Origin of the sequence: Paenibacillus mangrovi, from assembly GCF_022898935.1 — a bacterium.
Taxonomy (GTDB): Bacteria; Bacillota; Bacilli; order Paenibacillales; family Paenibacillaceae; genus Paenibacillus_AQ; species Paenibacillus_AQ mangrovi.
The window spans coordinates 443,370-458,144 of record NZ_JALIRP010000004.1 but is presented as its reverse complement, the minus strand read 5'-3'; the positions used below and the strand labels follow the sequence as shown (position 1 = coordinate 458,144).

Sequence of the window (14,775 nt, the reverse complement as noted above, 5' to 3'; positions counted from 1 at the left end):
CTTTCAACATATTGCTAATGGGGGGTATCCGGTGGTTCGTAAATCTCGCAAACAAATACAGAAGCTATTGCTTGCGGTAATCGCTGTTTTGTTGTTAACCTGGTGGTTTTATTCAAGAAAAGCGGACTATACGGCGTTGGCGGACATTCCCCAGTACAGCGATGTCGATATGCAATCGATTTTGGCTGGGGAAGACATCAAGTCGAAGCTGGAGCCTTCTTATTTGAAATACGTCAAGCAGTTGAAAGGTGAAGGAAAACAGGATGCTGAGAACGTGAACATCGTCATTTCGGGCGAGGACTACGCGGCGGTCAGCGATTTTGGCGTGAGCAAGCAGAATTCTATTGGCGGCCGATCCGGAACTGCGCTCGTTCAAACAGACGAAAACAGCTGGGCTGAATACACCGTAGACATTCCGCGGGACGGGTTTTACCAAATCGGCATGGACTATTATGCGATGCCGGGCAAGCGGGCGTCTATCCTGCGCAGCATGCAAATCGACGGCAAGTATCCGTTTTTTCAGGCTAAAATGATCGACTTTAAACGGATGTGGAAGGAAGTCGGTGAGCCTTGGAAAGACAATCAAGGCAATGAATTCAATCCGCGTCAGGAAGAGGTCATGGGCTGGCAATATCAAGAGTTTCAGGATGCCGAGAGCAAGGTGTCTGAGCCTTTGCGGTTTTATTTGACCCAAGGAAAGCATACGCTTCGGCTGACGGTGATTCGGGAGCCGGCGGCGATCGGGGAAATTCACATTTTTTCTCCGGTTAAGCTGTCTGCATATACAGATGTACATAAACAAGATTTGCAACAAGGACGTCAAGAATTGAAAGACAAACTGCTGCAATTCCAAGCGGAGCAAGCGGTACTGAAGTCCGACCCGACCTTGCGCAGGCAGGAAGACCGCAATCCGGCATCCGAGCCGAATGACAGCAATAAGAGCATTCTGAACGTGTTCGGGGGCTCGGGCTGGCGCAAAGGGGGCCAATGGGCCGAATGGGAAATCGACGTTCCCGAATCGGGTTTGTACAACATCGGCGCCCGGTATTCAAACCCTTACTTGAATGGAATTCCGGTACAAAGGAAGGTTTCGATAGACGGCAAAATTCCGTTCGCCGAAATGAACGCGGTCAGCTTCGAATACGGCAGCGGCTGGCAAATTGCTGGATTTGGCGGCAAGGAGCAGCCGTACGAAATTTATCTAGGGCAGGGGAAGCACCGCATTCGAATGGAAATGCAGATCGGCTCGCTCGGTGAAGTGTTCGAAATTGTACAGCATGTAACACAGCAAATGTCGCTGCTTCAGCGGGAAATTTATCTCGTGACAGGAACGAATCCCGATCCGAACCGCGATTACGAGCTTAAGAAAAGCATCCCGAACTTAATTCCAAGACTGAATTTGATGGCAAAAGATCTCCAGGACGGCATGAAGCTACTCTATTCGCTTGGAGTCGAACAGAACAGCTCCAAGGTTAGCACGCTTGGCATGGCGCGAGATCAGCTGCTTGATATGGCGAAGAAACCGGAGACGATTACGGCAAGGCTCGATCAGTTCTCCGATAAACAGGCTGAGCTTGGTACATGGATGACCTCCCTTACCGGACAAGGGCTGCTGCTCGATTATTTTATCGTGAAGTCACCGGATCAGCCGTGGCCGGATGCGAACAAAGGCTGGGCCGCTCAAAGCTGGAATTCGGTGAACGATTTTCTGCTGTCGTTCCGCAAAGACTACGGCGGTATCGGGAACCGGTACGGCGAGCAAGACAAAGTGCTGAACGTCTGGGTTGCCCGCGGACGTGAATGGGCGAACATCATCAAGCGGATGACAGACGAGGATTTTACACCACAAACCGGAATCAAGGTGAATATTAACGTCATTCCAGCCGGAGCGATGCATCTGCTTATGCTGTCCAGCACCGCCGGAATGGCGCCCGACGTTGCACTTGGAGTACAGGCGGACATTCCGATCGACTACGCGGTCCGAAACGCCGTTGTCAACCTGGGCGAGTTCCCGGATTATAACGAAATCGCTGCGCGGTTCCGGCCGGGGGCGCTCATCCCGTACCAATACAATAATGGGCATTATGCGCTTCCCGAAAATCAAAACTTCAGCATGCTATTTTACCGCAAAGATATTTTGCAGCAGCTTGGCGTTGAGAAAGCGCCCGAGACGTGGCAGGACATTATGGATTTGATTCCGCTCTTGCAGCAGAACGGCATGGACTTTTATTACGGTCATACGCCGGATGATTTCACCCCGTTCCTGTTTCAGAACGGCGGCGAATATTACCGCGAGAACGGCAAATATTCCGCCCTCGACACGCCGGAAGCCTTAAAAGCGATGAAGATGTGGACGGATTTGTTCACGAACTACAAAATCAACAAAAAAGCGGACTTTTACAACCGGTTCCGCACGGGGGAAATGCCGATCGGTATAGCGGACTATTCGACGTATATTTTGCTGTCCACGGCGGCGCCGGAGTTAACCGGATGGTGGGAAATGAAGCCGATGCCGGGCATTCCGGACAAGGAAGGTAAAATTAACCGCTCAACAGGCGGGGCTGCGCAAACCGGGGTTATATTCAAAGATACGAAGTTGAAAAACGAAGCTTGGGAATATTTGAAGTGGTGGACCAGCGCCGATGTACAAGAACAGTTCGGTTCGGAGCTTGAATCGGTTCTCGGCGTCGAAGCGCGCTGGAATACAGCGAACGTCGAGGCGCTTAAACGGATGCCATGGTCTTCCCAGGATATTGATTCCGTACTGAAGCAGTGGGATTGGTTCAAGGAACGCGAGATCGTACTCGGCGCTTATTTCACGACACGCCATATTACGAATATGTGGAACGAAATTGTACTGAACGGTAAGACGGTACGTGAAGCCGTCGAAGACGGCATGAAGGAAGTTAACAAAGAACTGCGTAAGAAGCGCGAGGAATTCGGGCTTGACGTAGAGGAGCAAGAAGGAATCGGGAAAGGGGGCGGCAGCCGATGAGTGAAGTATCGGTAGAGACAAAAGTGAGCGAACAGGCGCGCCCCTTGAGAGCGGCCTCCAAGCTTAAAGTACTTTGGGCGGACATTGTGCGCAATCGGGTATCCTTTTATTTTCTCGCTCCATTTATGATCCTGTTTCTTGTATTTACGATCATACCTGTCCTGACGGCATTTGGGTTAAGCTTCACTTATTTTAATATTTTGGAGTCCCCCAAATGGATCGGTCTATCAAATTACCGGCTGCTGTTCATTGACGATGATATCTTCCTGAAGGCGCTTGGGAATACGTTGAAATTCGCAGTCGTCACCGGACCGCTCGGTTACGCCATGGCGTTTCTGCTCGCCTGGCTGATCAGCCAAATACCGCAGAAATACCGGTTTTTCTATACGTTGTGTTATTATACACCGTCGATCGCAAGCGGAGTCGCAATGACCGTCGTCTGGCAGTATTTATTCTCCGGCGACCGTTACGGCCTGTTAAACTATTGGCTGCTGAAGCTTAGCTTTATCAATGAGCCGTGGCAGTGGCTGGAAGATGTCAATACGATTCTGCCAATCATTATGATCGTTTCGCTTTGGATGAGCATGGGAATCGGTTTTCTCGCCTTCCTGGCGGGTTTGCAGAACGTCCCGCGCGATATGTACGAAGCCGGCGCCATTGACGGCGTCAAATACCGCTGGCAGGAGCTGTGGTACATTACGGTTCCGGCAGTGAAGCCACAGCTGCTGTTCGGTGCGGTCATGCAGGTGGTCGGGGCGCTCAATGTATTCAGCGTCAGCGTTGAGTTGGCAGGTATGCCGAGCCCGTTATATGCCGGACATACCATTTTGACCCACCTGCATGATTACGCGTTTATCCGCTTCGAGATGGGCTACGCATCGGCAATCGCTGTCGTTTTGTTCTGCATGATGGTTGGCTTGAACCGGTTTATTTTCAAATGGCTTGGAAACAAGGAGTGATCATTGTTGGCAACATTATCAGGTTCCATGGTGAAAGGCAGAAGAGTGGATTGGGGAGGGATAATTCTTTATTTAATCCTAACCTGCTTCGCATTGCTGATGGTGGCCCCACTCGTTTATCTCGTTTCGACTGCGTTTAAGCCGCTGGAAGAGCTGTTTTTATTTCCTCCGAGATTTTTCGTCATCAACCCGACGTTGAAAAATTTCAACGATCTGCTGATGATCACGGGCGCGTCCACGGTGCCGTTTTCGCGGTACATTTTTAACAGCTTGTTCATTACGCTTGCATCCGTCAGTCTGGGAGTCGTCATCTCGGCGATGGCCGCTTATCCTTTAAGCAAGCATCCGATGCCGTTTCGTAAACAGATTTTTTCCATGATCATTCTCGCGTTGATGTTCGCTCCAGCGGTGACGCAAATTCCGCAATATCTTGTCATCGCTAATCTCGGCTTGATGAATACATATTGGGCCATGATCGTTCCCGGCTTGGCGGCGCCCGTGTTTTTGTTCCTGACGAAGCAGTTCCTGGATCAAATCCCGGATCCGCTGCTGGAGGCGGCTAAAATCGACGGTGCGCGGGAATGGGTTATCTTCTGGAAGATCGTCATGCCGATGCTGAAGCCCGCTTTGTCCACGGTTGTGCTACTCAGCTTCATCAGCACATGGAACGATCCCGGACCGGCGATGCTGTTCACGACATCGGAAAGCATGAAAACGCTGCCGTTCGCGTTATCCACGATCAGCGGGGGGACGGGTGTGATTGCCCAAGCCGGAGCCGGTGCAGCGGCAGCATTGCTCACAGTCATTCCAAGCATCGTCATGTTCGTCATTTCGCAGCGCATGGTTCTCGAGACGATGGCCCATTCGGGCATAAAAGATTAACGGGTAAGGAGCCGGATTTCATGAAACGATCGACTTCGAAACGAGTGATGGCCGCGCTGATGATGCTGGTGATGCTGTCGATGCTTTCGCTGCCAGATGAGGCTGGGGCCCAAAGCCCGTACAAAGGTTATACCTATAATCAGTCTGAGGAAACACCGATTTCGATCAATGGATATTTGTATCGTGATTCGATCGACGGCTATGACTGGTTTGCCGGTCCTCTCAAGGAGCCGGAGGATCTGTTCATCGCAGGGGACGATACGATATATGCAGTCGACGGGGGCAATAATCGGGTCGTTCATTTCGACAAGAGCAAGCGTTTGCTCGGCATTTACGGCGATCCGGGAGGCAAAGGGCAGCTGAACGGCCCGAAAGGCGTTTACGTTACAGAAGAAGGCGAAGTATTCGTTGCCGATACGCTGAATCATCGGATCGTCGTGTTTAGCCGTGATGGCAAGTTCGTCAAGGAATTCGGCGCTCCGGAGAGCCCGCTGCTTGGGGCAGGTTTCGTCTATTCGCCTTCCAAGCTCATTATCGATAAACGGAATTATATGTTCGTCGTTAGTGAAGGAGCGTACCAAGGCTTGCTGCAGATCGATCCTAACGGAGTGTTCAAGGGTTTTTTCGGCGCCAACCTGCTTGGCTTCAGCTGGGAAAAAACGATCGTCAAGTTCGTTGCCACTCCAGAGCAGAAGGAACAGTTGTCGAACGAAAAGCCTCCGGAATTTTCAAACTTGATCCAGGATCAGGAAGGGTTTGTCTACTCGACAACGCTCGGCATTCCGACAAGTCAGGTGAAGCGGCTGAGCGCCGTTGGCGTCAATACACTGACTGACATCGAATTCGGGGATCATCATATGGCCCGCCGGAACTGGGAGAGGTTGTTTTCAACGTTTATCGACGTAACTGTAAACGATAAAGGCGTGTTCACCGCTTTGGATCAAACGACAGGCAGAGCGTTCCAATACGACAAGCTCGGTAATTTGTTATTTATTTTCGGTGGTATCGGTGAGCAAAACGGGTTGTTCAAGACGCCATCCAGCATTGCGGAGACGTCGGATGGCACGATATATATCGCCGATCGGACGCGAGGACGAATCGACCGTTTTCGTACGACACCGTTCGCGGACAAGGTGCACGAAGCGACGAACTTGTATGTAGACGGGGATTACGAGAAATCGGCCGAACCATGGCGGGAAGTACTGGACATGAACAGCAATTATGATTTGGCTTATAAGGCGATCGGCAAGGCGCTTTACAAATCCGGAAAATATCGCGAAGCGATGGATTATTTCGAGATGGCCAAAGCGCGTGACGATTATTCGGCTGCGTTTCTGGAATACCGCAAGCAATATATGCGTCAGCATTTTGCCTGGATCGCCGGCGGGGCAGTTTCGCTTTACGTGCTGCTCAAAATCGGATTCCGCTTGTATCGGAAATGGAGAAGCAAGCGCAGCCAATCAAAAATCGCGGTATCCGAAGGGGGAAGTGCTTCATGAATACGGTGCGGCTGGCAAAACTGGCGCTGCTTCACCCAATCCAATTTTTCGAAGATATCCAGGAGCGGGCGAAATGGCACTATGCATTCGTCATGATCGGATTAGCGATCTTGGCTCATTATCTCTCCTTGAATTTCTCCGGTTTTTTGTTCCAAACGCGGGAGCCTTACCAAATTTCGATTTTGATCGAAGCGTTGTGGATCGTCGTTCCTTGGCTGACCTGGTCGGTCACGAATTGGGGCGTCAGTACCATCATGGACGGTGAGGGCAAGTTTAAACAGATTTTCGTAGGCAGTGCATTCACCCTGATGCCGTATATTGCCTTGTCCGTACCGGTGGCGCTTGTCAGCAATCTTCTCGCCAAATCGGAAGCGAGTATGTATAACGGGCTGGAATTGTTCATATTTGTTTGGGTCATATTCTTAATCCTGCTGCAGGTCAAAATCATTCACGATTTTACGTTCGGCAAAATGCTGTGGATTACTGTTCTGACGATCATCGGCATGTTCATCATTTGGTTTATCGGACTGCTCTTGTATGGGCTGATCAACCAATCGATCCAATTCTTGATCGGAATTTATAAAGAAATCAATTACCGCTTTTAGGGAGGAGAGGACAATCCATGACGAATAGAGCAAAAAAAGTCTTGTTTGCTGCTGCTGTAGCTATCCTGTTCCTCGTGACGCCCTCCCCGTATTTCTCGCAAGCAGAAGGCGGTGGGAAGGAGCAAGAGCTGCCTGCAGGGGAGGCGAAGCAGGGTTTGACCTTGACGGCTGAGTCTACAGCGGCTTTTGCGGGAGAGCAAAATAAGGCTCAGACAAATGAGAAGGCTTCAGATGGGGTATCGGCAACTGGAACGGCTGGAGCTCCTTCGGCAACAATCACAGGAAAGCAGAAGGTTTCTCATGCAGTTGACCCTGCAGTGTATAAGCCGACGACGGCCAAAAAGAAGGTTGCCGAAAATTCGGATTTCGAACTATTTATCGACGAAAAAACCGGGCAAATACGTCTGGTCGGCAAACACAGCGGCAACGAGTGGGGGGCGCCTCCGGTGGAGAAAAAGATGCCGCCGGCCAATCAGAAGTATATTGAATCACCTGTCCATATTCGATATACCGAAGGCGGAGACGTTCGCCAGACGTATCCTTCCAAGGAGAAGGGGACAAAAACGACCGTGAAGACGACCGATCAAGGGGTCCTGGTTCAATACGAGCTGAAGGAACTTCAAATCGTTTTTGCTCTAGAATATAAGCTGCTTGACGAAGGGATCGAAGTCCGCATTCCGTTTCAATCGATCCATGAGCAAGGCAAAGCCAAGCTAATTAGTTTGGAGCCGGCGCCGTTTTTCGGAGCAGCACCTCAGCAGTCCAAAGGCGCGATGTTCATCCCTGACGGTTCGGGAGCACTCATCAAGTTCAAATCAAACCATCCGACTTATTTCGAACCGTACAGCGAGCGCATTTACGGCGGAGACTACGCCTTTATGACGACCGTATACAAGCAGGTCACCTACAACAAGAGTGAGATCGAAAGCTACGGCCCGCATGAATCGGCGGCGCTGCCGGTATTTGGCATTTACAAGGACGATACCGCCTTTCTTGGGATCGTAACCGAAGGCGACGCAGACGCCAAAATCAACGGAACGCCGACCGGCATACGTAATATTCCGCTGTATCGGACTTCGGCGGAATTGATTTATCGCAACAGCGACATCGTGTTTATCGGCGGTTCCGGGGAAATTCCGCTCATACAGCGAGAGATGATTCCCGGGGACCGCGCCGTAAGGTTCGTGCTGCTTGAGGGCGAGCAGGCGAATTATGTCGGCATGGCTCATGCCTACCGTGACTATTTGGTTCGCGTCAAAGGCGTGAAGCCCGTTGAGACCAAGCGTTCTGCTTTCCAATTACAGCTGCTCGGCGGTGTGCTGCGTAAGGATATGATCGGCAGTACGATTGTTTCGATGACGACGTTTGAGCAGGCGAAAGAAATTTTGGATGGATATGCCGCAGCGGGTATCGATTCGCTCGAGCTTACTTACGAGGGCTGGTCCAATGACGGCATTTACGGCAACGCGCCGAATCATTTCCCGGCGGAAAGCAGTCTCGGCGGCAACCGCGGCCTCGAAGCGCTGGCCGCTTATGCCAAGGAGAAAGGAATCCGACTTTACTTGAAAACGAATTACGTGAAGCCTTATGAGAGCAGCAATGCTTTAAAGCCTTCACTGGACTCGATTCGGGGACTTAACAAGGAAGTGATGGAAGTCAAAGATCCATGGGTGACGACGAATCAGCCATCGTGGAAGCTGTTCTACTACTTGAAGCCGGATCGCGTGTATGACAAATATATCGCCGGAGAAGCCGGTAAGCTCGCTGAGCTTGGCGCCGGCGGCATCCATTTGCAGTATATGGGCGATACGCTGTATTCAGATCAAAGCTCAGATATTCCGTACAATCGGAAGCAAACGATGGAAACGTGGACGAAGGCGATGGATCTGATGCGCTCACAAACAGGGCATGCCGCAGTGGACTACGGCTTCGCCTATGCGCTCGGCCACGTCGACCGGATCGATGGTATCCCGTTGGACTCCAGCCATTACGTCTACGAAGACGGTTCCATTCCCTTTTACCAAATTGCCGTACGCGGACTTGTCCCTTATACCGGCAGCCCCTCCAATCTGCAGGACGATCCCCGCATATGGAATCTCCGGCTGCTCGAATACGGAGCGATACCAAGCTACCTGCTGACGTACGAGGATAGTTCGCTGCTGAAACGAACGATGGCCGACGGCTTGTTCAGCTCGAAGTACATCAAATGGCTGAAGCCTTCAATCGACCAATACAAGAAGCTGACTGAGGTGCTGAATTTGGTGCAGGGACAGGGAATAACCAACCACGAACAGCTGGACACCTACGTGTACCGGACGACGTATGCGAATGGCGTGCAGGTTACCGTAAATTACGACGGCGAGCCTGCCCACGTCGGGAGCGATGTCATCCAGCCTTATGACTACTTGGTTCGGAAAGGATGAAGCTTACGATGAAAAAACGACTTGGCCTTACGATGAGAGCACGGCATATCGTCCAAGGATATTCGTTCATATCGATTTGGATCGTCGGCTTCTTCCTGTTTATGGCTATTCCGCTGTTCAGATCGCTGATGTTTTCATTTCAGGATTTAAAAATCATGTCGGGCGGCCTAGAAGCGACTCAGGTCGGGTTGAAGCATTACAATAATGCATTTACGGTTGACACGAGCTTTGTTCCGAGGCTCATTACGTCATTTACGAACATCGTCATTCAAGTACCGCTTACCCTCGTTTTTGCGATGTTCAGCGCCCTGCTGCTGAATCGGAAGCTGCTTGGCCGTATCGCATTCCGCGGCATTTTCTTCCTGCCTGTCATCATTGCGTCGGGGGCCGTGCTGAAGAAGCTAATGGGGCAAGGGGCGACAAGGCTGCCGATCTTCGATCAGGTGGATCTTGTCGGCAAGCTGATCGATTACGTGCCGGGGCAAATTCTGTTCCCGCTGCTGAAAATGATGGATGCAATCACGCTTATCATGTGGGATTCCGGTGTCCAAATCCTCATTTTCCTTGCCGGCCTTCAGAGCATCTCCACAACGTTGTACGAAGCGGCGAAATGCGATGGAGCGACCCCTTGGGAAAGCTTCTGGAAGGTGACGTTTCCGATGATCGTGCCGATGATTCTCGTCAATACGCTGTTCAGTATCGTAAGCTCGTTCACGAAGGTGGACAACAGCGTGATGGATTATATCCAATACATTGTGTTCAACAAGAGCGATTATGGTTACGCTTCCTCGCTCGGCTGGATTTATTTTGTCTTCATATTTCTCGTGATCGGCGCCGTGTTTTTGATGTTCCGCGGCGCTTCGGCTGAAGAAAGGAGGTAACGGCATGGCGATCAATCGAAATGTGGCCACGACGCATGTTTCCATGTTAAAACGGATCACGGCGGACAAAAGGGCGGCCACGGCGCCATTGCGCCACGCGGCCACGCGGCGGGCGAAAACGTTCATATCCCAGCTGTTCATTTATTCAATATTGCTTAGTCTCGCGTTCGTATTCATTTATCCGGTGCTGTTTATTTTCAGCAAATCGCTAATGCAGGCCGGCGACGTTACCGACGCGACCGTCAATTGGATCCCGAAGCAGCTGTCGTTTGCCAATTATGCTTACGCCTTTCAGCAGCTTGATTTTTGGAGAAGCTTCATGAACAGTACGGTCATCTCGCTTGGTAGCGCCGTCGTACAGGTCGTAAGCTGCGCCGTTGTCGGTTACGGATTTGCCCGTTTCCGCTTTCCGGGCCGCGGTTTATGGCTTGCACTCGTGCTGTTCACATTCCTTGTGCCGCCGCAAACGATTATCGTTCCGCTGTTTTTGCAATTCAGCGATCTGGGCTGGTTGAATACATACTTACCGTTTATCGTGCCGGGGCTGTTTGGCCACGGGTTAAAGGGTGCGTTGTTCGTTCTGATCTTTATCCAGTTTTTCAGCAAGCTTCCGAGCCAACTGGAAGAAGCGGCGCTAATTGACGGGGCGGGAGCGTTTCGCACGTTTCGCTCCATCATGTTTCCGCTCGCCCGTCCGGCGATGCTTGTCGTATTTTTGTTCTCGATCGTATGGCACTGGACCGATACGTACGAGCCATCGATGTATTTGATGGAACCGCAGAAATTCAACATGACGCAGCAGTTATCGAAGATGGACGGAGAAGGGAATGGCGAAGGGGCCAAACAACTTGCAGTAACAAAATCGGTCATCGGAGAACCGCCGACGAAGGTGAACCGCGTGATGGCCGGGGCATTGCTTTCGATTTTGCCGATCCTTGCGCTCTATCTGTTTACGCAGCGTTATTTTGTGGAAAGTGTCGAACGAACCGGAATCGCCGGCGATTGACCCAGCACTGCACGACCGTCTTTGAGGGAGGTGATGACCGCTCGGCTTGAGCGCATTCGCAGATTCAACCCGGTAGCATAAGATTGGGGTTACTAATTGAAAAATGGGAGGGTACCTGAATGAAAAAGATGCTGTTCGTTTCGATCATTTTCGTTTTAATGTTAGCCACCGTGCTGACTGGATGCAGCGGCAAAAGCTCTGATTCTGGAAATAAAGATACGGCCGCAAAAACAGAGACTGCAGATAATGCAAAAACAAACGACCAGACAGCGAAGGATGATGCTGCAGAACCGGCTGATACAAACTCTTCCAGTGACACGGCCAAAACGGATACGGTGAATACGGAACTGTCAGGCGAGATTACGTTGTGGAACGGTCTTGGAAAAGACGACAAATCGTTTGATAACGTGATTGTAGGCTTTAATAAAAAATACCCGAACATTAAAGTGAAAAATCTTAAAAACGGCACTCATTACGAAATTGCCAACAAAATGAAAACGGCGATTGCCGCCGGATCGGGCGCACCGGATGTATCGACGATGGAACAAAGCTATATCAGCAAGTTCAATGCGACTGACGCTTTTGTCGATTTGCTGCAGCCTCCGTACGACGCCAACCGGTATGCAGGCGATATTCCGGAGAATATATGGGAGAAGTTCCACTCGCTTGACGGCAAAAAGCTGTTGGCGATTCCAATTGATGCTCCTCCAGGCAACATGTACTACCGAGCAGACATTATGGAGGAGAACGGATTCCCTTCCGATCCCGATGAGTTGGCGACATATATGGAAGATCCGGACAATTTGATGAATATGGCCCAAACGTTAAAAGCACAGGGCAAATACATTCTCGAATACGATACCGAAATATTAGATTTTCTGAGTGACTCCAGATTATTCGACAAACAACTGAACTACACACACACGGGCGATAAATATATTACAGGCTTGGATTTGTCCAAGAAAGTCAAGCAGCTCGGCCTTGCAGCCAATCTTCAGGGCGACGCATGGAACCAGGCGGTGAACAACGGCAAGCTGGCGATGATTTGGAGCGCTTCCTGGTATTTGAACGGCCTTAAGGTAGACTCCAAAGACAATGCGGGCAGATGGCTCGCGTGCCGTCAGCCGCTAAACACGTATTCGGTTGGCGGAGGCTCTGCGCTCGTCATTCCTTCGCAAAGCAAAAATAAAGAGGCGGCATGGGCATTTGTCGAATATGCTTTGCTTACACCTGAAGGTCAGAAAGAGTTAATTAAATTCAATTCGCTCCCTGCGTTTAAACCTGCGCTGGAGCTGCCGGAAATTACCGATACGGAAGAACCGTTTTTGGGCGGACAAAAAGCGAATGCTTTATTCGCCACGTTAGTAGAAAAAATGCCACCGGATTACCCGTCTTCCTTGGATGGAGCTGCATGGAAGGTATGGAGCGCAGGTATCGATAAAGCGATGAAAACGAACCAAGATTCAAGGGCTGCGCTGCAGCAAATCGCGGATGATGTTGAAAAGGCGGTTGCTAAGGACAAGGCAGAGTTGCTGAAATCGATCGGGCAATAACAAGCACGGATCATTGTCATAGGAGGAAGTGAAAGGCGTCAATTCACTTCCTCTATTTCATTTAAACTAGGAGGCTGTCAAAATGACCATAAAGAGCGCAAAATTGGCTGACCTGTACAAGGATTACGAGTGTTTCCATCGTGATGTTACAGCACTTCCGGCATTTGCGAGAAGCGGCGGGGTTACTGCGATCGGAGAATCTGCGTTTTCGGTATGGATTCACCCTGTGAACCGCGTGATGGCCGGGGCATTGCTTTCGATTTTGCCGATCCTTGCGCTCTATCTGTTTACGCAGCGTTATTTTGTGGAAAGTGTCGAACGAACCGGAATCGCCGGCGATTGACCCGGCACTGCACGACCGCCTTGAGGGAGGTGATGACCGCTCGGTTTGAGCGCATTCGCAGATTCAACCCGGTAGCATAAGATTGGGGGTACTAATTGAAAAATGGGAGGGTACCTGAATGAAAAAGATGCTGTTCGTTTCGAGCATTTTCGTTTTAATGTTAGCCACCGTGCTGACTGGATGCGGCGGCAATAGCAATGAATCTGGAAACAAAAATACGGCCGCACAAACAGATACTGCAGATAATGCAAAAACAAACGACCAGACAGCGAATGATGATGCTGCAAAAACAGCGGATACGAATTCTTCCGGCGATGCGGTCAAAACGGATACGGTGAATACGGAGCTGTCCGGCGAGATAAACTTATGGGGTTCTATTGGCAAGGACACCCAAATGATGGATGACGTGATCGTTGGCTTTAATAAAAAATACCCGAACATTAAGGTAAATAATCACAGTTTCGGCTCTCTTTACGAAATGGCCAACAAACTGAAAACAGCCATTGCCGCCGGATCGGGCGCACCGGATGTTTCTTCACTTGAACAAAGCTATTTCAGCAAGTTCAATGCGACCGACGCTTTCGTCGATTTGCTGCAGCCTCCGTACGACGCCAAACGGTATGCAGGCGATTTTTCGGACAACATATGGGAGAAGTTCCACTCGATTGACGGCAAAAAGCTGTTGGCGATTCCGGCTGATGCTCCTCCCGGCGTCATGTACTACCGGGCAGACATTATGGAGGAGAACGGATTCCCTTCCGATCCGGATGAGCTTGCGACATATATGGAAGATCCGGACAATTTGATGAATATGGCTCAAACGTTAAAAGCACAGGGCAAATACATTCTTGAGTATGACACTGAAATTTTGGACATGATGAGCGACTCCAGATTTTTCGACAAACAACTGAACTACAATCACACGGGCGATAAATATATTAAAGGCTTGGATTTGTCCAAAAAAGTCAAGCAGCTTGGCCTTGCAGCCAATTTCGATGGCGACGCATGGAACCAGGCGCTGAACAACGGCAAGCTTGCGATGATCTGGAGCGCTTCCTGGTATTTGAGCGGAATTAAGGTAGACTCCAAAGACAATGCGGGCAGATGGCGCGCGTGCCGTCAGCCGCTGAACACGTATTCGGTTGGCGGAGGCTCTGCGTTCGTCATTCCTTCGCAAAGCAAAAATAAAGAAGCTGCATGGGCATTTGTCGAATATGCTTTGCTGTCGCTTGAAGGCCAAAAAGTGTTACTTAAATACAATTCGCTCCCTGCTTTTAAACCTGCGCAGCAGCTGCCGGAAATTACCGAAAGCGAAGAACCGTTTTTGGGCGGACAAAAAGCGATTGAGTTATTCGCCTCGTTAGTAGATAAAATGCCACCGGACTACCCGTCTTCCCTGGATGAAGCTGCATGGAAGGTATGGGGCCCAGGTATCGAGAAGGCGATGAAAACGAACCAGGATTCAAGAGCTGCGCTGCAGCAAATTACGGATGATGTTGAAAAGGCGGTAGCCAAGGATAAAGCAGAATTACTGAAATCGGTCGGGCAATAAAAAGCACGGAATCATTGTCATCATTAGGAGGAAGTGAAAGGTTGTGATTCACTTTCTCTATTTCATTTCTAACTAGG

Annotated in this window: 11 protein-coding genes; all 11 read left to right on the top strand. The window is 50.4% G+C overall.

Translation table 11 applies throughout. The features are described from left to right. Positions 1 to 31: 31 nt before the first annotated feature. The 11 genes from MUG84_RS27510 to MUG84_RS12760 all read left to right on the top strand — a co-directional run bounded on the left by MUG84_RS27510 (position 32) and on the right by MUG84_RS12760 (position 14,698). Positions 32 to 2,995 carry an extracellular solute-binding protein gene (locus tag MUG84_RS27510; protein WP_244725398.1) on the top strand — a complete coding sequence of 988 codons (2,964 nt, stop codon included), beginning with the start codon at positions 32 to 34 and terminating at the stop codon, positions 2,993 to 2,995. Then, positions 2,992 to 3,954, top strand: coding sequence for a carbohydrate ABC transporter permease (locus tag MUG84_RS12805; protein ID WP_244725397.1), 963 nt, complete (start codon positions 2,992 to 2,994; stop codon positions 3,952 to 3,954). Before MUG84_RS27510 ends, MUG84_RS12805 begins: the two co-directional genes overlap by 4 nt. A 6-nt stretch (positions 3,955 to 3,960) precedes the next feature. Continuing rightward, positions 3,961 to 4,836 carry a carbohydrate ABC transporter permease gene (locus MUG84_RS12800; protein ID WP_244725396.1) on the top strand — a complete coding sequence of 292 codons (876 nt, stop codon included), beginning with the start codon at positions 3,961 to 3,963 and terminating at the stop codon, positions 4,834 to 4,836. Between the two features lie 20 nt (positions 4,837 to 4,856). After that, the gene (locus tag MUG84_RS12795) at positions 4,857 to 6,335 is read left to right on the top strand and encodes a hypothetical protein (RefSeq protein ID WP_244725395.1); all 1,479 of its coding nucleotides are present in this window, start codon (positions 4,857 to 4,859) and stop codon (positions 6,333 to 6,335) included. Beyond that, a complete protein-coding gene (locus MUG84_RS12790; protein ID WP_244725394.1) occupies positions 6,332 to 6,940 on the top strand; it encodes a YIP1 family protein in 609 nt (202 codons plus the stop codon). Before MUG84_RS12795 ends, MUG84_RS12790 begins: the two co-directional genes overlap by 4 nt. A 17-nt stretch (positions 6,941 to 6,957) precedes the next feature. Next, positions 6,958 to 9,363 carry a DUF5696 domain-containing protein gene (locus MUG84_RS12785; RefSeq protein WP_244725393.1) on the top strand — a complete coding sequence of 802 codons (2,406 nt, stop codon included), beginning with the start codon at positions 6,958 to 6,960 and terminating at the stop codon, positions 9,361 to 9,363. 8 nt (positions 9,364 to 9,371) lie between these two features. After that, the gene (locus tag MUG84_RS12780; protein ID WP_244725392.1) at positions 9,372 to 10,244 is read left to right on the top strand and encodes a carbohydrate ABC transporter permease; all 873 of its coding nucleotides are present in this window, start codon (positions 9,372 to 9,374) and stop codon (positions 10,242 to 10,244) included. Between the two features lie 4 nt (positions 10,245 to 10,248). Beyond that, positions 10,249 to 11,250, top strand: a complete 1,002-nt coding sequence (locus tag MUG84_RS12775; RefSeq protein WP_244725391.1) for a carbohydrate ABC transporter permease — start codon at positions 10,249 to 10,251, stop codon at positions 11,248 to 11,250. A gap of 119 nt (positions 11,251 to 11,369) precedes the next feature. Continuing rightward, on the top strand, positions 11,370 to 12,803 hold the full coding sequence (locus MUG84_RS12770; RefSeq protein WP_244725390.1) for an extracellular solute-binding protein: 1,434 nt from the start codon (positions 11,370 to 11,372) through the stop codon (positions 12,801 to 12,803). Between the two features lie 82 nt (positions 12,804 to 12,885). Beyond that, the gene (locus MUG84_RS12765) at positions 12,886 to 13,146 is read left to right on the top strand and encodes a hypothetical protein (RefSeq protein WP_244725492.1); all 261 of its coding nucleotides are present in this window, start codon (positions 12,886 to 12,888) and stop codon (positions 13,144 to 13,146) included. 118 nt (positions 13,147 to 13,264) lie between these two features. Further along, positions 13,265 to 14,698 carry an ABC transporter substrate-binding protein gene (locus MUG84_RS12760; RefSeq protein ID WP_244725389.1) on the top strand — a complete coding sequence of 478 codons (1,434 nt, stop codon included), beginning with the start codon at positions 13,265 to 13,267 and terminating at the stop codon, positions 14,696 to 14,698. Positions 14,699 to 14,775 lie beyond the last annotated feature (77 nt).